At 47.1% G+C, this 21731-nt stretch carries 23 protein-coding genes; 15 read left to right on the forward strand and 8 right to left on the reverse strand.

Translation table 11 applies throughout. The features are described from left to right. Positions 1-32: 32 nt before the first annotated feature. Positions 33-1013, forward strand: coding sequence for an oxygen-dependent tRNA uridine(34) hydroxylase TrhO (gene trhO, locus DRW41_RS01465; RefSeq protein WP_115450190.1), 981 nt, complete (start codon positions 33-35; stop codon positions 1011-1013). Positions 1014-1082: 69 nt separating this feature from the next. Here the strand turns inward: trhO and DRW41_RS01470 are convergent, their stop codons facing one another. From DRW41_RS01470 to DRW41_RS01485, 4 genes are all read right to left on the reverse strand, one after another. Further along, on the reverse strand, positions 1083-1649 hold the full coding sequence (locus DRW41_RS01470; RefSeq protein WP_115450191.1) for a cysteine hydrolase family protein: 567 nt from the start codon (positions 1647-1649) through the stop codon (positions 1083-1085). A gap of 83 nt (positions 1650-1732) precedes the next feature. Continuing rightward, on the reverse strand, positions 1733-2491 hold the full coding sequence (locus tag DRW41_RS01475; protein WP_115450192.1) for a YqcI/YcgG family protein: 759 nt from the start codon (positions 2489-2491) through the stop codon (positions 1733-1735). A gap of 110 nt (positions 2492-2601) precedes the next feature. Beyond that, positions 2602-2835: a hypothetical protein gene (locus DRW41_RS01480; RefSeq protein ID WP_115450193.1), complete on the reverse strand. Its 234-nt coding sequence runs from the start codon at positions 2833-2835 to the stop codon at positions 2602-2604. Next, positions 2832-3062 carry a hypothetical protein gene (locus DRW41_RS01485; protein ID WP_115450867.1) on the reverse strand — a complete coding sequence of 77 codons (231 nt, stop codon included), beginning with the start codon at positions 3060-3062 and terminating at the stop codon, positions 2832-2834. Before DRW41_RS01485 ends, DRW41_RS01480 begins: the two co-directional genes overlap by 4 nt. Positions 3063-3161: 99 nt before the next feature. Here DRW41_RS01485 and DRW41_RS01490 point away from each other — a divergent pair, with 99 nt between their 5' ends. After that, on the forward strand, positions 3162-3632 hold the full coding sequence (locus DRW41_RS01490; RefSeq protein WP_181884370.1) for an Hsp20/alpha crystallin family protein: 471 nt from the start codon (positions 3162-3164) through the stop codon (positions 3630-3632). Position 3633: 1 nt separating this feature from the next. On the opposite strand, the gene DRW41_RS01495 is transcribed toward DRW41_RS01490, so the two are convergent. Then, entirely contained in the window at positions 3634-3864 is a 231-nt protein-coding gene (locus DRW41_RS01495) for a hypothetical protein (RefSeq protein WP_115450195.1), read from the reverse strand. Positions 3865-3921: 57 nt separating this feature from the next. Between DRW41_RS01495 and DRW41_RS01500 the strand changes: the two genes are divergently transcribed. Next, complete coding sequence (locus DRW41_RS01500; RefSeq protein ID WP_115450196.1) at positions 3922-4719, forward strand: hypothetical protein; 798 nt, start codon at positions 3922-3924, stop codon at positions 4717-4719. Between the two features lie 31 nt (positions 4720-4750). Here the strand turns inward: DRW41_RS01500 and DRW41_RS01505 are convergent, their stop codons facing one another. Next, positions 4751-5452 (reverse strand): YetF domain-containing protein, encoded by a 702-nt coding sequence (locus DRW41_RS01505; RefSeq protein WP_115450197.1) that lies wholly within the window; start codon positions 5450-5452, stop codon positions 4751-4753. A gap of 150 nt (positions 5453-5602) precedes the next feature. Here DRW41_RS01505 and DRW41_RS01510 point away from each other — a divergent pair, with 150 nt between their 5' ends. Continuing rightward, on the forward strand, positions 5603-6214 hold the full coding sequence (locus DRW41_RS01510) for a superoxide dismutase (RefSeq protein ID WP_115450198.1): 612 nt from the start codon (positions 5603-5605) through the stop codon (positions 6212-6214). A gap of 54 nt (positions 6215-6268) precedes the next feature. Here DRW41_RS01510 and DRW41_RS01515 read toward each other — a convergent pair whose 3' ends face one another. Beyond that, positions 6269-6907 (reverse strand): helix-turn-helix transcriptional regulator, encoded by a 639-nt coding sequence (locus tag DRW41_RS01515; RefSeq protein ID WP_115450199.1) that lies wholly within the window; start codon positions 6905-6907, stop codon positions 6269-6271. Positions 6908-7259: 352 nt separating this feature from the next. Between DRW41_RS01515 and DRW41_RS01520 the strand changes: the two genes are divergently transcribed. The 11 genes from DRW41_RS01520 (at position 7260) to DRW41_RS01565 (ending at position 21225) form a co-directional block, all read left to right on the forward strand. Then, entirely contained in the window at positions 7260-8438 is a 1179-nt protein-coding gene (locus DRW41_RS01520) for a M24 family metallopeptidase (RefSeq protein ID WP_115450200.1), read from the forward strand. Positions 8439-8747: 309 nt separating this feature from the next. Then, positions 8748-10022 carry a M20/M25/M40 family metallo-hydrolase gene (locus tag DRW41_RS01525; RefSeq protein ID WP_115450201.1) on the forward strand — a complete coding sequence of 425 codons (1275 nt, stop codon included), beginning with the start codon at positions 8748-8750 and terminating at the stop codon, positions 10020-10022. Between the two features lie 167 nt (positions 10023-10189). Beyond that, a complete protein-coding gene (locus tag DRW41_RS01530) occupies positions 10190-11599 on the forward strand; it encodes a M20/M25/M40 family metallo-hydrolase (protein ID WP_115450202.1) in 1410 nt (469 codons plus the stop codon). 59 nt (positions 11600-11658) lie between these two features. Then, positions 11659-13458, forward strand: a complete 1800-nt coding sequence (locus tag DRW41_RS01535) for a S9 family peptidase (RefSeq protein WP_115450203.1) — start codon at positions 11659-11661, stop codon at positions 13456-13458. Positions 13459-13637: 179 nt separating this feature from the next. After that, a complete protein-coding gene (locus tag DRW41_RS01540) occupies positions 13638-15260 on the forward strand; it encodes an ATP-binding protein (RefSeq protein WP_115450204.1) in 1623 nt (540 codons plus the stop codon). A gap of 447 nt (positions 15261-15707) precedes the next feature. Continuing rightward, positions 15708-16733, forward strand: a complete 1026-nt coding sequence (locus DRW41_RS01545; protein WP_115450205.1) for a tripartite tricarboxylate transporter substrate binding protein — start codon at positions 15708-15710, stop codon at positions 16731-16733. 97 nt (positions 16734-16830) lie between these two features. Then, complete coding sequence (locus DRW41_RS01550) at positions 16831-17283, forward strand: tripartite tricarboxylate transporter TctB family protein (RefSeq protein WP_115450206.1); 453 nt, start codon at positions 16831-16833, stop codon at positions 17281-17283. A gap of 21 nt (positions 17284-17304) precedes the next feature. Continuing rightward, the gene (locus DRW41_RS01555; protein WP_115450207.1) at positions 17305-18831 is read left to right on the forward strand and encodes a tripartite tricarboxylate transporter permease; all 1527 of its coding nucleotides are present in this window, start codon (positions 17305-17307) and stop codon (positions 18829-18831) included. Positions 18832-18950: 119 nt separating this feature from the next. After that, positions 18951-19922 (forward strand): PAS domain-containing protein, encoded by a 972-nt coding sequence (locus tag DRW41_RS23315; protein WP_245959306.1) that lies wholly within the window; start codon positions 18951-18953, stop codon positions 19920-19922. A 33-nt stretch (positions 19923-19955) separates the two neighbouring features. Next, positions 19956-20537 (forward strand): sensor histidine kinase, encoded by a 582-nt coding sequence (locus tag DRW41_RS23320; RefSeq protein ID WP_245959307.1) that lies wholly within the window; start codon positions 19956-19958, stop codon positions 20535-20537. Then, the gene (locus DRW41_RS01565) at positions 20515-21225 is read left to right on the forward strand and encodes a response regulator (RefSeq protein ID WP_115450208.1); all 711 of its coding nucleotides are present in this window, start codon (positions 20515-20517) and stop codon (positions 21223-21225) included. Before DRW41_RS23320 ends, DRW41_RS01565 begins: the two co-directional genes overlap by 23 nt. 83 nt (positions 21226-21308) lie before the next feature. Here the strand turns inward: DRW41_RS01565 and DRW41_RS01570 are convergent, their stop codons facing one another. Continuing rightward, the gene (locus DRW41_RS01570; RefSeq protein ID WP_115450209.1) at positions 21309-21614 is read right to left on the reverse strand and encodes a BC1872 family protein; all 306 of its coding nucleotides are present in this window, start codon (positions 21612-21614) and stop codon (positions 21309-21311) included. Positions 21615-21731: the final 117 nt, after the last annotated feature.

Here is a 21731-nt window from a genome sequence, read left to right on the forward strand (position 1 = left end):
AGAAACACTACTTTTAGATTGGAGCAAGGAAAATGGCAACTACACATCCATATAGAGTTTTGCTCTATTATAAATATGTGCACATTGATAATCCGGAGGAATTTGCCGATCAGCACCTTGCGTTTTGCAAGGAGCTTGGGTTGAAGGGCCGCATCCTCGTTGCCGAAGAAGGCATTAACGGTACCGTTTCCGGAACGGTTGAGCAAACAGATGCGTATATGAAGGCAATGAGGGATGACGCGCGCTTTGCCGATATGGTTTTCAAAATCGACGTATCGGATACCCATGCGTTTAAAAAAATGCATGTCCGCCCGCGCAATGAACTCGTTACCCTGAGGCTTGAGGATGATGTCGATCCAAATGAACTGACAGGCAACTATTTGGAGCCAAAGGAATTTTTTAATGCAATGCAGGATCCGAATGCGGTTGTGATTGATGCACGGAATGATTACGAGTACGATCTTGGCCATTTCCGAGGCGCCATCCGTCCGGATATCAAGGCGTTCCGCGAGCTTCCTGACTGGATCAGGGAAAACAAGGATCAGTTTGAAGGCAAGAAAATCCTTACTTATTGTACAGGCGGGATTCGCTGCGAGAAATTCTCCGGCTGGCTGAAGAAAGAAGGCTTTGAAGATGTCAGCCAGTTGCACGGCGGGATCGCGACCTATGGGAAGGATCCGGAGGTTAAGGGCCAGCTGTGGGACGGAAAAATGTATGTCTTTGACGAAAGGATTTCCGTGCCGATTAACCAAGTCGAACACGTTGTTGTCGGGAAGGATTATTTTACAGGCGAACCGTGCGAGCGCTACGTGAACTGTGCCAACCCTGAATGCAACAAGCAAATTCTTTGTTCCGAGGAAAACGAACACAAGTATTTGCGCGGATGCACGCATGAATGCCGTGTCCATCCACGGAACCTCTATGTAAAAGAACAAGGGTTGACGGAAGCGGAAGTTGCCGTGCGCCTAAAAGAGCTAGGCGAAGAAGCGCCGGTCTACCATGCTGGAGAATAAAAAGACGAAGGGACGAACCTTAATGGGTTTGTCCCTTTTTTATATTGAAAGAGCTAGTATTATGTCCCCTCATCCAATTGATTCCAAAATATCGGCAGTTGTGGCAATGGTCGCAAATTCCTTATGAAGCATCGCCAGCTCAATTTTATGAATTTCTTCAGCGGGATGCTTCACGTTATCTGGGCCGGTAATTTCGAAAGCCGCGGTGGCATCTGAAACGAGGAAGTTCGTATACCCAAGATTGCCCGCCATCCTTGTGGTTGTCGAAACGCAATGCTGCGTCGAAAAGCCGGTGATTACAAGCGTCTTCACCTGATGCCCTTTTAAAAATTCATCCAAAGGGGTCCCGATGAACGCGCTGTTGACATTTTTCGTAAAGACAGATTCCCCGGCAAGCGGGCGTAAGGGATCTTTGATTTCAATATTAACCCCATTTTTGTAGTTCAGCGGCGAGTCGGGAAGCAGGGAGAGGTGCTGCGAGTAAACGACAATCCATTCCCGCTTCCTCCATTCCTCCAGAAGCTTATAAATGTTGTCCTCCGCTTCCGGGTTGTTTCGCGCACCCCAATATGGGTCGTCAAAACCTTTTTGGACGTCCAGGATGAGGAGTCCCGGTTTATCGAATAGTTGTGGCAAAAAAGTTCCTCCTTATTGATGGTTCTCTTGAATATAGGTTTCCTCCGACCTTAAAAAAACATGCCAATAAGGCATGCTGAACTTTACTCCTCATCTTCATTCTTCGCTCTGCCGCCGCTTCTAATAAAACGATGGAACGGACAGCAGCCCCTACTTGTTTCGTCATCCCTTAGGAAATATTGTTTCCATTCGTAATTGTCTTCATTTCCGTACGTATTTAAATCCGGATGGATTGGTGCTGAATCATAGGCTGCAAGCCGTTTACGGATATCCGCCTTGATTTTCCCGGCTCGGGCCTCCGTTGAATTAAATTCCACAAGAACGGACCTTGGAGTGATGGCAAGCATCAGATATGGAAAATGCCGGCTTTGCCTCCGTTCATGCACTGGCGTTCCGCAGTATACGAAAAACTGCTCCGCACTGAAACAGTATTCCCATAGTGGATTGTCCGCATCCCCAGGTATATGGCCCGGCCATTTGGCGGGGTCAAGGCTGGCGCACGCTTTCAACTGTGACCAAAAGAGTTCCTCATACTGTACCACACTTAAACGGTCCCGGCCGGTATCATCATAAAAAAGAACAAGCGAAGTATAGTTTCCATACCCCCTGTAATTCTTTGCATATTCATCAAGCGCGCCAGCAAGCTGTACCGCTGAATCGGCGTCTGATGGGTGCGGGAGGAAAGCAAACCTGAAGTGCCCTAGCTGGCGGCCAATCGTTGCCGGTATGCAGGGAAACGGCTTTTCCCTGTCCCTCAGCTTTTCCGAAAAATTTCGCACTGCGTCTTTTTTCCACTCTTCAAGGTCCTGTTGGGCAACTTCTTCCTCTTTATACAAAACCATACACGGTCCTCCTCTCCCCATTAGAGTATTCAAGGACCGTTCCCGGGTGAGTCGGCAGTATTTTTTCAAAAAAAGAGCCTTCCCCTAAAAACGGAGATAGCTCTGTGGGATTATATCACGCTGTTTTTAATTGAATTTCCATCTGTCACATCGGAGTCGTTAATGAAGTTAATCGGGATGTTGATGAGGGAGATGTCCCCATTTTGTTCACCGAAGCCCATATTCCTTTTTGTCGAGAGGAAGACGTCCGCCTGCTGAATGGATCCGAACGCGATTTGGGAATGGCGGTCAAGGACGTTAACTTTGAAGTTGAGGACATTCGCGATGGAGGGCAGAAAGATCATGGAACCAATCCCCCATTAATGTTTCCAGGCAGGCACGAGTCAAAGGATGCCGGCGAGTCGATCGCGTCCCTATCGTCAACCATATTCCTGTTTCCGACAAAGGCGGCGTCGTCCCCATAATTTTGGCCGTAGCCCTGGTTCCTTTTGTCCGAATTCTGCCATTCGGCAAGGAGATTTTGTCCGATATTTACGGCCGACGCGTTTTCAAAGGAATTAATTTTTATCATAAAAATATTTATATTAATAGCTGGTACAGCCAAATGTCTCCCCCCTTTTGGAAAAATATATGCTTAAGAAGCTATCTATATGAGTTGGAGGGTGATTCGATGGATATGGACAAGTTAAAGAAATGGATGGAGATAGCGCAAAAAGTACAGGGCGGAAACTTTTGGGGGCAGATTTTCGATGAGGAATTCGCGAGAGAGCATATGAACTCGAATACGATCTTTTCCGGATTCAATGATATGGGGCCGGGAATGGAAGGCGCTTTCCCCCCAATTGATATTTTTGAATCCGCGGATAGGATTTACTTGCTAGCCGCGCTGCCGGGCATTCAAAGGGAGGATGTTTTTCTGGCGCTGCAGGGAGACAAGCTTGTCATCAGGGGCCGGATCGCCAGCCCGTTCATTGGCTTAAAGGAGATTAAAAAGGAAATCAAGTCAGGTGAGTTTGAGAGGGTGATCAGTCTGCCGAGGCTTGCGAAGGACAACAAGCTTGAAGCATCATTCCAAAACGGAGTCCTGACAATCGTGTATGAATTTATGGGGACGCCCGAAGAGAGCATCCCCATCAAATAGATCAAAGGCTTCCTTTCCTCCTGATCGAATCCACAATGTCCTGGTCGAGTATGGCGCTTGCTTCCCCATGTATAAAAACGCCGTCACCGTTTTGATAACCATAGCCGAATGATTCTTTATAGGAATTCGTTTTCCGTTTTTGGACAGTCCCTTTTAGCGAAACGACCGAACCATTTTCCATCGAATTGATTTTGCATCCATTAATGTTAATTGTAATTCTTCCAATTGCCAATCCATCAACTCCCATTCAAAAGTCCTTTAAAATGTCCAGGTAAAGTGTGGTGTAATCATGTCTCTTAAAGGACTATTCACAAACGGTGAAGAAAATGATGCGATAAAAAGCAGACTCGCCGAATTGGAGAAAAACATTAGAAAAATCAACACCCTGGATGTGCATATTAAACGGTTTTTGCAATGGGAACGGGATTTGGCCCCGCTTTTAAAAAAGAAGGAGCCAGGCGGCCCTTCTGCCAATCCGGTAAAAGAGAGGAAAGCCGGGGAGGGAAAGGAATCCGAAAAGGCGATCAGGCAGCTAGTCGCCAGAGAACTTCAGCCTTTTTTCGCGGAACTCCGGCGGTTGAATGGGCTGATTGATAACCTGGCCCAGGAGAGGAATGAAAGGAAAAGGGAGATTCCGAAGCGGGTGAAGCTTGCAAGGGAAAATCCGGCCCGGAATGAAGCGCGCGAAACGGCAGAACTTCTCCTAAAGATCGAGCAAATGGGGCTCCTGATGGCAGAAATGCAAGGTGTGATGGTTAATCAAAGTAGAAGGATCTTAGAATTGGAGGAGGCCGAAAAGCAGCGCCTAAAATCAGACCTCGCCAAAGAAAAAACGGCAAGCGCCGTGCAGCCTCCCCCGGTCATTTACCAGGAATACAAAATCGAAAAAGTAATTGTCGATAAATATGAGCTGAACAATACGATTGGCCAATTGGGCATCAAGGAACTTGGCGGGCAACTGAATATTGGGGCGACTTACGGCGTCAATCGCCCGCCGGAAATGGGAGGCATGGGCGCTCTAGTAAAAGATGAATGCCCGGAAAATATGGATCCAGGTACGGAAGAGGAGTCAGGGGAATCTTCTTGAGAGCCCCAAGCAGATGTGCCGCCGCCAATTTTCAGTGAAGCGGACGGTCACGCCTCCAATCGACATACAGCGTTCCATCTGTTTCAATTTCCGCGTAAAAAACATCTTCCAGGCCACTTACGCCAGAGGACCGCAGCTCACTGTCCAGCCATTCCAGGTCCAAATTGTATTTCCGCAAGTTTTCCTCGATAATTTGGCCGTCGGAAATGACCGCTGTTGGCATCGGAATCAATTTTGGCGCGGCAGTGGTTTGCTTCAATGCGTTTTTTGTAAGGGGATGTTCGCCTTCCTTTTTTAAAACAGACAGGGTGCCATCCTTTTCAAAAATCGCATAATCCACCTCGGAGAAGGAAAATACGTCTTTTTTTCGCAGCAAAGCTCTTAAAGAATCCACATCCAGCCTGGATTTCCTAAGTGCCTCTTCCATTATGTTCCCATGTTTAATTACGATGATGGGCTCTCCGGTGACAATGCCTCGTGCGGTTCTTGATTTAATATCGAGAAATCCAGTTAAAACTGTAAACAGGGTCCATGCTGCCAAAGCAATCAGCCCATTCCTAATGCTTATGGAAGAATCGATGGCGAGCGATGCGCCGATTGTACCGATGGAAATTGCTGAAACAAAATTAAAGACCGTCATTTGGGAAATTTCTTTCCTTCCGGTGATTCTCATAAGCACGAGTAGGGTAAAATACGATAAGGCAAGGCGGGCGATCAAGTCTGTTAGTTGCATCCCGGAGCTCCTTTGCTTTTTTAATCGTATTATTCCATTTGAGTAAGGGGGTATGTGTCTAATCTGGTTTTTATACGTTTTAGTTGAAAAAGTAAGGAGACAGTTTTATAATCAAATCGTATTCAAATTACATAAAAGGGGATAGAAAAAATGGCTAAATACGAACTGCCTGCATTGCCTTATGCAAACGACGCGCTTGAGCCTCATATCGACGCGCAAACAATGGAAATCCATCATGACCGCCACCATGCGACATATGTGAACAACCTGAACGCGGCGCTTGAGGGCCATGACGATCTTTCCGGAAAAACAATCGAAGAACTTATCGCGAACCTTGATGCGATTCCGGAAAACATCCGCACGGCTGTACGCAACAATGGCGGCGGCCACGCTAACCACAGCTTGTTCTGGACACTTCTTTCGCCAAATGGCGGCGGCGCTCCAACTGGCGAAGTCGCGGACGCGATCAACGAAGCTTTCGGAAGCTATGACAAATTCAAGGAAGAGTTCACGAAAGCTGCAACAACCCGATTCGGTTCTGGCTGGGCATGGCTAATTGTAGACAACGGCAAATTGGCGGTGACAAGCACGCCAAACCAGGACAGCCCGCTGATGGAAGGCAAGACTCCAATCCTTGGCCTTGACGTTTGGGAGCATGCATATTACCTGAAATATCAAAACAAGCGCCCTGATTACATCGGAGCATTCTTCAATGTGATCAACTGGGATGAAGTAAACAAACTTTATTCAGCGGCGAAATAAATAACGACAAAAAAACACTTTTAGGAAGGGGTATCCCCGGCTAAAAGTGTTTTTTTATTTATTTGCGTTAAATGCGATTCTAAAGCGGCAATGGTCATCCTCGTCGGCCTTGCAGCTGACGCGGCTAATGTCTTCGGTTTTTAGGACATTTTTCAGCATTTGCGTTTCACACTTGCACGCTGTTTTGTAATGGTTGGCAATTGCTAGGATAGGGCAGTTGTATTCAACCAGTTCATAGGTATAATTGTCAATTTTCGTGGCGGCTGCCATATAGCCCTTTTCGTTCTGGAGGCTGACGATTTCCTCAATTTTATCCTGATTCGGCTTTTCAGCCATTTTCCGCGAATACTCCTCAGTCAGGCGCTTCTCCCTTTTTTGAAAAAGCTCATTGACCGCTCCTTCGCCGTATAAATCCTGTATATCCTGAAGGAATTCAAGGGTTATTCCTTCATAATTTTTTGGGAACAAAGCTTCCCCTTTCGTAGTCAGCGAATAAATTTGCAGCGGCCTCCCCATCGGCTGCCTGGCCTCACGGGATGCAACCAGGCCGTCTGTTTCGAGCGCGTTCAAATGTTTCCGGATAGCCATATGGGTAATATTCAGATGGTTTGTCAGAGAAGCGACCGTCACGCTGGCTTCCTTCTTTAACAATTCAAGAATTCTTTCCTTTGTTGGTTTTCTTGGCTCCGCCATCCTCATCACCTCTTCCTGTTAAAACCCGCTGAACGGCTTGGGGAGTTCGGTTAAAATCAACTAATTATACAATAAAGTATAAATAATGGAAAGGGAATGGGAAATTAAGCGTGTCTTTCATCGTGGGCATTTTTAGGCCAACGGTAATTGATTATCGGAAGTTAATTGTTTAGACAGTCGAACTATCATTGACAAATGGAAGAACGTTTATTAAATTTCAGAAAAGGGGAATAATTCGGAAATTTATCCGCGGTGGCTTCTTTGTATTTGCTCATTGTTGGTGTGAAAATTCCTGACTCCTTTTGTAAATGTAAAAAGGCTGTTGTTAAAAAGACAAGGGAGATGAGAATGAATGCTTTTAACCATTTTGAAATCGGAGATTCTTGAAAGGCAACGGAAGTTTATTTCGCAGTTTGGCCAAAGGAAAGCGGATTGTGCGATCTTGTTCAGCGTGACGGATATCTTTTATTTGACGAACTTCCATTTCCACCCAACCGAGAGGCCGATTGGCTTTTTTGTGGATCCGTCGCATAAGACGCATCTGTTTGTCCCGGCGCTTGAGCATGAGCATGCGGAGGAGTTTGCTGTCGTTGACCATGTCCATTCGTATCCGGAATATCCGGGTCTTCGGCATCCAATGGAATATTTGAAGGATGCCCTTGTAGAAGCTGGTTTTTCAGGAAAGACTGTAGGCTTTGATGCGAATGGCTATGGATCATCGATGGGATATCGCGGCCCTGCTGTGAGCGATTTCCTCGAAGCGGAATTTGTCTCCTTGAAAGGGCTTGTGGAAGAATTGAGGTTCATCAAGTCCCCGGCCGAAATAGAATTGATCAAGGAATCTTGCCGCTGGGGGAATCTCGCCCACCGCCTTCTCCAAAAATATTCAAAGGCCGGATTGAGTGAAATCGAGATTACGAGCAAGGCCTCCACCGAAGCAACTATGGCAATGATTGAAACGCTAGGGAAAGATTACCGCCCGCATGGAAGGACTGCCTATGCAATCTTCCGCGGCCAGATAGGGGAAATGTCCGCATTCCCTCACGCCGTGACCCAAAATCTTATTTTGAAAAAAGGCGATACACTCGTTACCGGAGCTGCGGCGGATGTATGGGGCTACCACAGCGAATTGGAAAGGACGATGTTTGTCCAGGAAGCGAGTAAGGAACAGGAAAAGTATTTTCATATTATGTATGATGCCCAGGAGGCCGCTTTCGCCGCAATCAAGCCTGGCGAACCGTGTTCCGTTGTCGAGCAGGCCGTGCAAAGATTCTGGAAGGAAACGGGAGTCGAGCATCTTGTCCAGCACCATACTGGGCACGCGATTGGCCTTCTCGGCCACGAGGCACCGTTTTTCGATCTAGGGGATCAGACAATTATGCAGCCAGGAATGGTGTTTACAGTGGAACCTGGAATTTATGTCAGGGGCCTCGGGGGATTCAGGCATTCCGACACAGTCCTCGTAACGGAAAATGGGATGGAAATGCTGACGTATTATCCGAGGGACTTCGCATCGATGATCTGCTATTAAACTATATTTTTGTGGAGGAGAGGATCGATCTTGAAGATTACTCTCTTTCTTTTTGGCTAGTAAACTTTTTTGAAATTAGTTAGGCGCAATACTGAGTGACAAAGAATAGTCGAAATCCCGGGGGTCGGACCATTTCCCGTTGAGTGACATTGATTAGAGAAAATCCAGAAAGGAAGTCACTCAAACCACGTTGAACAATAAGACGTTTATAAAAACAATACCGTGCCAGAATGCATTGTTGTTTAATTTTCTGAATTATCGGAGTATAGTTGAAGTTGATAGCCTATGACAACACGGGAGGTAGGAAAAATGGCAAAAGAGTTGAAGCAGGCCGAGGAAAATCCAGTTGCGCTTATTTCCGAACATGTAAAAAGTATTTATGAAGTACTTGTAAAAGATGCATTCGTACAGCAGGGGTTGGATTTCCTGGAGCAGGATAATGATTATACAACGAGCGAGCAAATTGCAATCACCGAGATTCCGGCGCCTACGTACGATGAATCGGTCCGTGGAACGGATTATAAAAGGAGATTAATCGGTTACGGACTTCAAAATGTCACGGCCGACCGCCAAGGAAACGTATTTGGAATCAGGAGAGGGAGTGGCAACGGGCCAACGCTGGTTGTGTGCGCCCATCTTGACACTGTTTTTCCTGAAGGAACCGATGTGAAGGCAAAACAGAAGGATGGAAGGATTTATGCGCCAGGCATTGCCGATGATGGACGCGGTCTCGCCGCTGTCCTGACACTGCTCCGTGCTTTTGAAAAATCAGGCATACATACAGTCGGGGACATCCTGTTCGGCGCCACCGTCGGGGAAGAAGGCCTTGGGGACCTGAACGGCGTCAAAGCGCTGTTTGAAAATAACAACGATATTGATGGCTTTATTTCGATCGAACCGGGCAGTCCGGAACGGATTACCTATCTTGGCACTGGAAGCCGGCGGTATCATGTTACTTATACTGGTCCGGGCGGACACAGCTTCGGGGATTTTGGAAAGCCGAGCGCAATCCATGCCTTGGGCCGGGCGATCGCGGGGATTAGTGATATCGAAACGCCTGCAGAACCAAAAACGACTTTTACTGTCGGGACGATAAAAGGCGGGACATCGGTCAATACGATTTCAGCGAGTGCCGAAATGCTCCTTGACTTACGTTCCGTTTCACCGGATGCCTTATCCAAGCTTGAGGAAAAGGCGTTGAGCATTATGAGTGAAGCGGCCGATTCGGAAAATAAGCGTTGGGACACGGATGCAATCAAGGTGGATATCAAGCTTGTCGGGGACAGGCCCGCGGGCTCCCAGCGTGAGGACAGCATGATCGTCCAGGCGGCAATGGCTTCATCCGCAACATTAGGGTTTGAGCCAGTACTGAATGGGCCAGTGAGCACAGATTCCAATGTTCCGATAAGTCTTGGAATCCCGGCTGTTACACTTGGCGGGGGAGGAGCGTTCGGCGGCTGCCACACCCTCGAGGAATATTACGACCCAGCCGGCGCATATCAAGGGGTGCAAAATATCTTTTTAACGATGCTCGGTCTTGTTGGCGTCGAAGGGGTAAGCCAGCCTCTTTTGCCAAAGCGGTGATATTTAGGGGGAGACGGTTTAATTGCCGCCTCTCCTTTTTCCAGCATAAGCCTATGGATCATCCACCCAACAAATTCTTTTTTAAAAGAATATTTTGAAAATAGGAGGGATTGGTTCTTCGGGTGTCGAAATATTATCTGGACTTATTTCAAAAAGGGGGCAGGTTTATGGCGAGGTTGCAGTTGGAAGATTTGAAACAGTATGCGAAGGAGCATATGCCAGGGGCAATCGAGATTTTAAAGGAGTATTTAAGGCTGCCGACGATTTCCGCCCAAAATACAGCGATTCCGGAAACAGTAGCTTTTGTCGTGAACATGGTCCGGGAAGCTGGCGGGGAGGCCCAGGTTCTCGATGGGCTTGGCGGAAATCCGGTCGTTTACTCGTTTTTCCCGGCTGGGGAAGGCGGAGATTCGGAAAAGACACTATTATTCTATAACCATTATGATGTCCAGCCGCCTGAGCCTCTTGAGGAGTGGCATTCGGATCCGTTCAACCCAGTCATCACAGACGGCATCCTGTTTGCACGCGGGGTAGCGGATAATAAGGGAGACCTTGTAGCAAGGCTCGCCGCCATAAAAGTGCTTCAAAAAGCGGAAGGCGGCCTGCCATGCAATATCAAATTCCTTATCGAAGGCGAAGAGGAAATCGGCAGCCCGAATCTTGCACCTTATTTGGAACAATACAAGGACTTGTTCGCGGCGGATGCCTGCATTTGGGAGTTCGGAGGAAAGGATGCCGAGGAAAGGATTAATATGGTCGCCGGCATAAAAGGGATGGCGTACCTCGAACTTACCTGCATCGGGGCCGAGATAGATATGCACTCTTCGGTTGGCGCCTATGTGGATAACGCGGCTTGGCGGCTTGTTCAGGCTCTTGCCACAATGAGGAATGAGCGAAACGAGATTTTAGTCGAAGGCTTTTACGACGGCATGATTCCGCCAACGGAAGAAGAATTGGAAGCTGTCCGTGCGCTCCCATTCAATGAAGAGGGAACCGCGGCCCTTTATGGCCTGAAGCGTCCGCTCATTACGGCCGCCAAAGGTGAGGATCCGCGCGAGGCTATGGTCTTCCATCCGACGATGACAATTTGCGGTATGGTCAGCGGATATACCGGCGAGGGTTCGAAAACCGTCCTGCCGAAAAGCGCGAAGGCGAAGATTGATTGCAGGCTAGTACCAGGCCAGGATCCGGACCATATCCTCCAATGCGTTGAAAGGCATTTGGAAAAGCACGGTTTTCATGATGTAAAAGCCACGTCGTTGAACGGACAGAAAGCATACCGCTCGGATTACAGCCATCCGTTCATCCAACACGTTGTCGCCACCGCGAATGATGTATACGAAGCCGGATGTGTGCTGGCACCGAATTCCGCCGGTACGGGACCAATGTTTATTTTTGGGGAACTGCTTCAGCTGCCGATCGTCAGCACCGGAGTCGGCTGGGTAAAATCAAAGGCACATGCGCCAAATGAATCAATCAGACTTGAAGACTTCGAGCAGGGAATTGTCCATATGGCCCATATGCTCGCAGGTTTCCCTGAAGCCCTTAAACTCGCCGCAGAAAAAGTCGAGGCGTGATTTATTAAATTCGAACACATTAATTAAGCATATTTTTTAAAAGAAAGGACCAACTCAAAATGACAATAGGAATTCAGCCATTTTTGCATGTTCGGACAGCGAAGAAGCCGATTTACCATCCAGACGGCAATAAAATTAGCTTCATCACCGATTATACCGGCCTGCCTCAAGTGTGGGAACTCAGCCTGAAAGGCGGCTGGCCAGCGCAAAATTCATTTACCGAAGAAAGAATCATGTTCGTCAGCTACATAGCAGGTACATCAAAACGGATTATCGGAATGGACGCCGGGGTGAACGAAAAGCAGCAGCTATTCCTTTTGAATGACGATGGGACTCTTGTTCCGCTTACCGATTCGCCCGACCATATCCATCAATACGGCGGAAGCTCCCCTGATGGCAAATGGATCGCGTGGGCGAGCAACAGGAGGAATGCAGCCCAATTTGATATATACATCCAAAACCTCGAAACGGTTGAATTTAAAAAGGTTTTCGATGGGGATGGCATGTACCATGCGGGAAAATGGTCGCCTGACGGCCAAACCTTGCTTGTAGACAGGGTGAATACCAATCTGGATAACGACCTCGGCCTGCTCAATCTTGAAAGCGGGGAAGTTTCCTGGCTGACCCTCCATGAGGGGGAAGCCAAGTTTGAAGACCCAGAGTTCAGCAAGGATGGGGGCACAATTTACGTTTTGACAAACAAGGGCCGTGAGTTTTCCGGCTTGGCTGCCATTACGGTTGCAACGAAGGAAATGGCATGGCTCGATGAAAGGGAATGGGACCTGGAAGGGCTGGCGATGAGCAAGGATAAGAACATGCTAGCTTATACAGTCAATGCCGGCGGAATATCAAAAGGCGTGCTTTATCACCTTGCTGATGGTTCCATCGAAACATGGGAGACGCCTGCCGGTGTGATTTCCGAACTTTCTTTCTCCCCTGACAGCAAAAAGCTGGCTTATGTACTGAATGGTTCCACCCAGCCATCGGACATTTGGGAGCTTGATGTTGCCACGAAAAACACGAAAAGGCTGACCTTTGTTTCGAGCCTGCCGGTTGTTGAAGAGCAGCTTGTTGAACCGGAACTGATCACCTTCAATTCGTTTGACGGACTTGAGGTGCCTGCTTTTTATTACAGGCCGAAAAACGCTGAAGGAAAGCTGCCGGTTGTTGTATTTGTCCATGGCGGGCCAGAGTCGCAAATCCGCGCCGTTTATAATCCGTTCCTGCAATATTTCCTAAGCAGGGGCTATGCTGTGTGCACTCCGAATGTGAGGGGGAGCACGGGATACGGAAAGAGCTATTCCCACCTCGATGATGTCCGGAAACGGATGGATTCGGTTAAGGACCTTGTGTCCCTTGTCGATTGGCTGAAGGAGAACGGAAACGCCGATCCTGATAAAATCGCGGTCATGGGCCGGAGCTATGGCGGATTCATGGTTCTTGCCGCCATCACCCACTATCCGAAGCTGTGGGCTGCCGCAATCGATATCGTCGGCATTTCAAGCTTCAAGACCTTCCTTGAAAACACGAGTGTTTGGCGCCGCAAGCTAAGGGAAGCCGAATACGGCAGCATCGAAGCGGATGGCGATTTCTTCGACGAAATTGACCCGCTTCACCGGACGAAGGATATCGAGTGCCCTGTCATGATGCTGCATGGGGCGAACGACCCGCGTGTGCCAATCGAGGAAACCGAGCAGATGGTCAACGACCTGAAAGCCAGGAACCATCCAGTCCATTACATCCGTTTCGAGGACGAAGGTCATTTCTTTGTAAAATTGCAAAACAACATAACGGCTTATACAGGCGTCGCCGATTTCCTTGACGAACATATCGGAAAAGCCGTTACAGCCGTACTGTAGATCAAGCGCGTGAATATTGGCAAAAGGGAGAGGGATTAACGCTCTTTGCCGATGAAAAGAAACCCCGTTCAAGCAGAGCGGGGTTGTTTATTTTTTAAAAAAATGTATAAAAATGGTGAAAGTTGTGGTTTACTCAAATTAGAAATACCTTTTCTATCTATTTAACCGGAGGTGTGGGGATGTTACTGGATTATGTTTTGAACCTATCCATTTTTTCATTGATGGTAAATACTCCGTTGGTTATTCGTTCGTTCATGAAACCTAATCCTATTAAACATTTTCGCCTTTTTGCCGGTCTGTATGCCGGAATTGTTTCCTCCATACTCGTGCGGCTATCCATTAACGAGCAGGGATATTTATACGATATCCGGTATGCGGTGCTAATCCTCGTTTTTGCTTATCTTGGGCCGCTTCCAGGTTTGCTTGCAGGGGGCATTGCCCTAAGTGCCAGGCTGCTGGAAAGCCCGCACTGGTTTCCAGCCGTTGGAGGCTGGTTTGTGATTATTTCAGCGTTTACTTTAATTCATAGGAAATATAACCATGTGCGTCCTGCGCTTATGTGCGTCATCCTTTACGGATCCTATTCAGTCATTTACAGTGTCATGATACCGTTTGTCTTCGGCGTCTTTAGGAATGATCCTCTATTCCACATCCAATACCTGGTCTTTATCTTTTTTGGAGTCTTGCTTGGCGCCCTCCTTATTGAGTCGTATGAAAAACTCCATAGGACCATTTCGGAAAAGAACGCTATGAAGGAGAGTTTGACGGAGAGCGAGGGAAAGTACCGTCTTATAGCCGAAAATACTTCCGATCTTATTGCCGTTATGGGCAAGGATCGATTCTTCAACTATATTTCCCCTTCCCATGGAACCGCTCTTGGCTACAGTTCCCGGGAGATTGACGAAATGGGAATATTGAGTACAATCCACCCGGATGATTTTGATCCCTGCCGAAGGGCGATTGAAGAGGTTTTTCATAAAAAAGAAACGATTTCGGTTGAACTGAGATTGCACCATAAGGATGGCCGGTGGATTGAATTTGAATCCCGCTGCATGCCCGTTTTGGAATCGAACGGTTCACTTGAGCACATTGTCATCGTGAGCAGGGATATATCCGAACGGAAAAAAGCTGAGGAAATCCTCTTGCGGACAGAGAAGCTGTCAGTTGTTGGCGAGTTGGCCGCCGGTGTGGCCCACGAAATCCGCAATCCCCTGACGACAATTAAAGGATTTGTCCAGCTTTATAAAGCGGAAAATCCTGAGTTCAAGTTTAATGATTTGATTTTAGGTGAACTGAACCGGATCGAAACAATCACAAGCGAAATGCTGTCCCTCGGCAAACCCCAGGCAATTACCCTGGAGCAGGCGAATATAACGGACATAATTGAAAATACAATTGACATCCTTTCCCCTGAGGCTCATTTGAAAGGCGTCCAATTCACCTTCTTGTATGAAGAACCCGAATACATGATTAAATGTGAAAAGAATCAAATAAAGCAGGTGTTCCTGAATATATTCAAAAATGCGATGGAAGCGATGGGGGACGGAGGGGAAATCCAAATCGCCCTTAAAAGAAGTCCAGCAGGAGAATGTATCATTACAGTACAGGACCAGGGCTGCGGCATTCCTGAGGATATCCTTCCCCGGCTTGGCGAGCCTTTTTATACCCTCAAGGAAAAAGGGACGGGCCTCGGCTTGATGATTTGCCATAAAATTATTAAGCAGCATCATGGGAGCATTGTCTATCAGAGCCGTCTGAATGAAGGGACGCTAATCACCATCACGATCCCGCTGGCGGGATGACAACGCCGCCTTAAAAAAAATCCGGAAAATTGACAAGGAATACGGCTATATTGTTGATGAAGGAAAATCATGCGTCTTCCTGAAATCCGCCGGCGAAAGGGTCGATCCTATCTTCAGCAAAGGCGAGGTACGAGGCCCTCTTGATTCATCATGTTCTTCGCGCCACTGAAGGACCGTTCGGATGTAATCCTTGAGGTTGGCGAAGAAATGAAAATACCTTTAAGAAGGTAACGGACCATAGGATTCGCATACTAGAAAAGCTGCCTGATTTTCAGGCGGCTTTTTCTGATCAATAAATTTTTTCATTGAAGGGGCGATCCTGGCTTGTGAACAAAATGAACAAAAATCAGTTAAAGTTTTTAATGTGTTTTAATTGTATAATATTTCAATTTTCTAAATCTTTAATAAAATTAAGAAAACGTTTTCATTTTGACGAGGGGGATTTTTATGAAAGCATTAAGGAAATTTACACTGCTGGCTGCGGCGGGGGTACTCGCTTTAAGTCTGGGGGCATGCAGTGAAAAGGAATCTGCGGGGGGAAAGAAAAAAAGCGGTTCTGATTATCCAAACAAAGCTATAACAGTAGTTGCTCCATCCGGCGCGGGTGGTGGATGGGATTTAACTGCGCGCTCGTTTACAAAGATTCTTGCCGAAACCAAATTGGTCAAGCAGCCAATGACAGTCGAAAATAAGCCTGGCGGCGGCGGTGCGGTCTTCATGGCTGAGTACGCAACCCAGCATGCATCAAACAACCAAATGCTGTTTGTTAATTCACCGCCAATTATCATCAACAATCTTAAAAAGGAAGGAAACAGCCCGTACGGGTATGCAAACACGACGCCATTGGCGCAATTGACACGTGATTATGGGGCGATTGTCGTTAAGGCGGATTCCAAATTTACTGATTTGAAATCCGTGTTGGATGAGGTGAAAAAGGACCCTGCCAAGCTGACATTCGCGGGGGGCTCCGCACCTGGTTCGATGGACCACTTGATTTCCATCATGCCTGCATTTGAATATGGAATCGACCCGACAAAGGTAAAATATGTTTCCTATGATGGCGGCGGCGAAGCGATAACCGCTCTTCTTGGAGGCAATGCCGACGTCATTGGAACCGACGCCTCAAGCGTTAAGGAATTCGTGAAGGCCGGGAAAGTAAAGGTTCTTGCTGTCACTTCTTCTGAACGACTTGGAGGGGACTATGCGGATGTTCCAACCGCGAAGGAACAGGGTGTAAACGCTGAATTTACAATTTGGCGCGGCGTGTTTGGACCTGAGAAAATGTCTGATGAAGCAAAGGCATATTGGGATGATGCAATCGCCAAACTTGTTGAGACACCTGAATGGAAATCAGAAGTTGAAACCCAGGGGTGGGAAATGGAATACAAAAACATCGATGATTTCAAAAAGTTTTTGAAGGATCAGGAAGGCCAGGTACAGAAGCTTCTTGAAGCACTCGGAATGCAAAAATAGGATAAGGAGGGAAGGAGGTTCTTCTCCTTCCCGATTTTAAATTTTGGCCCAAATCTGAAGTTGATATGAAAACTTCAGGGCATTAGGGGGAATTGCAATGGATAACAAGTTTGATCGGGCAGCATCGGTACTCTTTCTGGCAGTTGGCCTCGCATTTTCGATCGGGAGCAAAAAACTTTCCGCGACGGCCTACGGAAGCAGTGTTGGCCCCGATATATTTCCTTTCTCTTTGGGCGTATTGCTTATCCTTTTGAGCATACGGCTTTTCTATGAGACTTTTAAAAGGAAAAGCAGCGGGGATAAAAAGGAAAAACTCCACTATAAACCATTCCTTATCATTTTCGCAGCGACCATCATTTACGCATTGACCTTGGAGAAAGTCGGCTATGTCATCACGACATTTGTGTTTCTCTTTGTTTGCTTCCAGGTAATGGAGCGTTCCAAATGGGTGGCTTCTTTAATCATTTCAGCCATTTTTTCATATGGGGTTTATTTTATGTTTGTCGAAGTGCTTAAAGGAACGCTTCCCGGCTGGCCGGTTTGGTTTTAGATAAGGGAAGGGGAAGGTAAAGTGGACGTTATACAGTATTTGTTGGATGGATTTGGTACGGCATTATTATGGTACAATCTGATATTTGCTTTTGTCGGGGTTTTAATTGGCACGGCCGTCGGGGTTTTGCCCGGCATCGGGCCTATGAGCGGGGTGGCGCTTCTGATTCCGGTTACAGCCTCTATTACTGGGAACCTGCCTCCCGAGCAGGCTGCGACAAGCGCGATTATCCTTTTGGCTGGCGTTTATTATGGGGCGATGTACGGTGGATCGACAACGTCGATTTTGTTAAATACCCCTGGAGAATCTTCATCGGTCGTTACAACCCTTGATGGCTACCAGATGGCCAAAAAGGGCAGAGCCGGGAGCGCTTTGTCCATTGCGGCAATAGGCTCGTTTGTCGCAGGGATATTCACCTTGATCGCACTTGTTGCGCTGGCAACACCACTGTCAAACGTTGCGCTTAAGTTTGGGCCCGCCGAGTATTTCTCATTGATGCTCCTAGGCCTTGGAGCTGTTAGCGGGCTGGCGGGAAAGTCAGTGACAAAAGCCTTGATTATGACGATTATGGGGCTTTTGCTGGGAACCATCGGGATTGACAGTGTGTCGGGAATTGCCCGGTTTACATTCAACCAGCCATGGCTTTATCAAGGAATTGAGTTCCTGACAATCGCTGTCGGACTTTTTGCTCTTGGAGAAGTGTTTAAGACAATTTTGGAAAAGGATTCGGAAGATACCCAAGCCGCCGCCATTAAAAACCTGTATCCGACGAAAGCAGAGCTGAAGCAATCAGCCGGCCCGATCGCAAGGGGGTCACTGCTTGGCTTTTTTATCGGAATCCTGCCAGGGGCGGGGGCGACTCTAGCATCCTTTTTCTCCTATCTTTTTGAAAAAAGGATTTCGAAGAATCCTGAAAAATTTGGGAAAGGTGCGATTGAGGGGGTTGCCGCTCCAGAATCTGCTAACAATGCGGCATCAGGCGGCGCGATGATTCCTCTCTTGACACTCGGAATTCCGGGCTCGGGTACGACCGCCATCCTGATGGGGGCGTTTATGATGTACAATGTGCAGCCGGGGCCGCTCCTTTTTGAAAGCCACCCCCAGGTAGCCTGGGGGCTGATCGCGAGCATGTTTGTTGGTAACGTGATGCTTCTGGTGCTGAACCTCCCGCTTGTAAGAGTATTCGCGAAAATTATCCAGACCCCAAAGAAGTACCTAATACCAATCATTATTGCCATATCTATCTTTGGCGTTTACGCGGTACAGGTATCGGTCAATGATTTGCTGCTTCTAATATTCTGCGGGCTTGCGGGCTACTTCCTTGGGAAAAATGATTACCCGATCGCCCCGCTCGTCCTTGGACTTGTTTTGGGGCCAATGCTGGAAAACAATTTACGGAGGGCCTTGACCATTTCAAACGGAGATTTCACACCATTTTTTACCCGTCCCCTTTCGCTAGTTTTCATCTTGATGACCATCTTATGGCTGGTCGTTCCAGTATTGATGAAACTAAAAGGAAAAACGGTTGTCATTAATGAAGAAGCATGATTTGCAAAAACTCCTTTCGGGGAGTTTTTTGTTTTTTTAAAAAGTATCCTGTTGGCAGAATATTCATGATTCATTATGATAAGAAGAGGGAGGCTGTTATGCGCTTACATACAAAGTTGATGGTTGGCATAAGTTTGGTCATCCTGCTGATTGGCGGGATATTCGAATATACGTTTAAAACAATCATGGAAGAGAACCTAAAACATGAAAAAGGAACAAAAGCCCTTTCTGTAGCCCAGTCCATTGCCAATATGCCGGAAATCCAGAGAGCCTTTTTCAGGGAAAACCCCTCCGCCATAATCCAGCCTATTGCGGAGCAAATCAGGGAAAAGGTCGATGCCGAATTTATTGTTGTAGGGAATAGGAAGGAAATTCGCTACTCTCATCCGAATCCTTTGAGAATCGGTCAAAAGATGGTTGGAGGCGACAATGTCAAAGTCTTTGAAGGGGAGTCAGTCATCTCGGAATCGATAGGAACCCTTGGCCCTTCACTTCGCGGGAAAGCGCCTATTTTCCATAAAGGGGAAGTAATTGGCGTCGTTTCTGTCGGATACCTCCAGACGGATATTGAGAGCGAAGTGTCGAAAATCCGGAAGAAAATTTTCATTGCGACCATGGCCATTTTGTTTGGCGGCCTGGCAGCCGCGCTATTAATCTCACTGAATATTAAAAGAGCGATCTTGGGGCTGGAGCCAAAAGAAATTGCTTGGATGTACCAGGAAAAACATGCAATCCTTGAATCCATCTATGAAGGGATTATCGCCATCGATACCGAAGGGAAAATTACGGTAGTCAATGAAACTGCCCATAAAATCCTGGACATTCCAAACCATGTCCTGCTAAGGGGAAAAAGGATCGAAGAGGTTATTTCTAATTCCCAGCTCCTTCATGTAGTCAAAAGCGGAAAAGCTGAATATGACCAGGAATTCACCATTAACGGAAATTCATTCTTTGTAAACCGCGTTCCAATCATTAGCCATAAAAATAACGTAATAGGCGCGGTTGCGAGCCTAAGAAATAAATCCGAAATATCCAAGCTCCTGCAGGAATTGACCCATATCAAGTCCTATGCCGAAGGGCTTCGGGCGTAGACACATGAATACTCCAACAGGCTTTACACACTATTGGGCCTTATTCAGCTAGGTTCCTATAAAGAGGCAATCGAATTTATTTCGAAGGAGATGGACCATGCCCAGGGTTTTATCGAATTTTTAATGAGGGAAGTGCCCGACCCGATCATTGCGGGGTTCATTCTCGGCAAAGCAAGCCTGGCAAGCGAATTAAAAATAAAGTTCAACGTGGACCAGTCCAGCTCATTTAAGGATGTGCCGGCTTCAATCAGCAGGGACAATTTGATAACGATCATAGGAAACCTTATTAATAACGCATTTGAAGCCGTTAAGGAAAACAATGAAAAGGGAAGGGAGGTTTCCTTATTTTTAACGGACCTTGGAAAGGATTTGATTATTGAAATCGAAGATAACGGAAAAGGAATCCGCGATAAAGATTGCTGCAAAATTTTTGAACAGGGCTTCTCGACGAAAGCCTCATCAAATAACCAGGGAATTGGCCTTAGCCTTGTGAAGAATGCTGTGGACAGCTTCGGCGGAACCATTACCTTTTCAACTGTGGAAGGAGAAGGGACGTTATTCACCGTCGCACTGCCAAAAAGGGGGAAGAAAAATGGACACCCAGAACAACATTGAAGTACTCATTGTTGAAGACGATTTAAGGGTTGCGGAAATCCAGACGAAGTTCATTGAACAGGTCGGGGGCTTTACGACCGTCGGGATTGCCGCAAGCTATGAAGAGGCTAAAAGCTACATCGACATTATGGAGCCCGACCTGGTCTTGTTGGATGTTTATTTCCCCGATATGGATGGAATGGACCTGTTAAGGGAGCTAAAGCAGCGAAAAAAGAAAATCGACATTATCATGATTACGGCGACAAAGGAATTTGACCGTGTGCAGGAAGCGGTCACGATAGGAGTTTTTGATTTTATTATAAAGCCGGTCATTTTTGAAAGATTCAAGCAGGCGCTTGTCCGGTACCGGGATTATTATTTCCAGCTCCATAATCTTGGCAGGCAGTATTCAAGTGTGACCCAGCACCAGGTGGACATGCTTTTAAGGAAAGAGGCGGGCATACTTGTTGCGGAAAAAACACACCTGCCTAAAGGAATTGACCCGCTTACACTCGAAAAAGTCCTCGACGTCCTGGCAAAAGCGGATTCCGGCCTTACAGCTGAATTGGTTGCCGTGGAAATTGGAGTCAGCAGAACTACCGGCAGGAGATATTTGGAGTACCTTGTTTCCGAGGAAAAAGTGGATGCGGACTTATCGTATGGGACAGTTGGCAGGCCGGAACGAGTCTATTTGGTAAAGGAAAAATAGGATTCTGATAGATTCAAAGAGTTGCCCGGCTCGTCGTTAAAGCCGGGCATTTGGGAATTGATTTGCCGATTGGCGGGAAAATACTAAAGCCAGCCATCATCCACTGAACTGTTGTCCGCGATTGCATAGGCGGCTTCCGTAATGGCTTCCGCCAAGGTCTCCCCTTTCGCACGTGCGCCATTGAAGGAAACTTCATTGCCTTCTTTGGCTTTATATTTGTATCCAGCTTCCTCAAGCCGCTTCACGATCGCCATGGCATGGCCGAGATTGGCCGCGGGCTGAAATTCAGCGACAGGGATGAAAACGCCCCTTTCCGGATCATACCAGCGATTCCATCTGTTTAATTTCCATCCCATAATCCTCCGCGCGATAATTTCGGTTTTATCCATCGGTTTCGCTCCTTTTCTCTGATGCCCCTATTTTACCATTTTAAAAACCCTTACCTGTTTCAAATTTTTGAAAATTTACAGCACTTCAATAAAATATTTCGGATATCGAATATTTCG

The sequence above is a fragment of the Neobacillus piezotolerans genome (genome assembly GCF_003362805.1).
Taxonomy (GTDB): domain Bacteria; phylum Bacillota; class Bacilli; order Bacillales; family Cytobacillaceae; genus Bacillus_D; species Bacillus_D piezotolerans.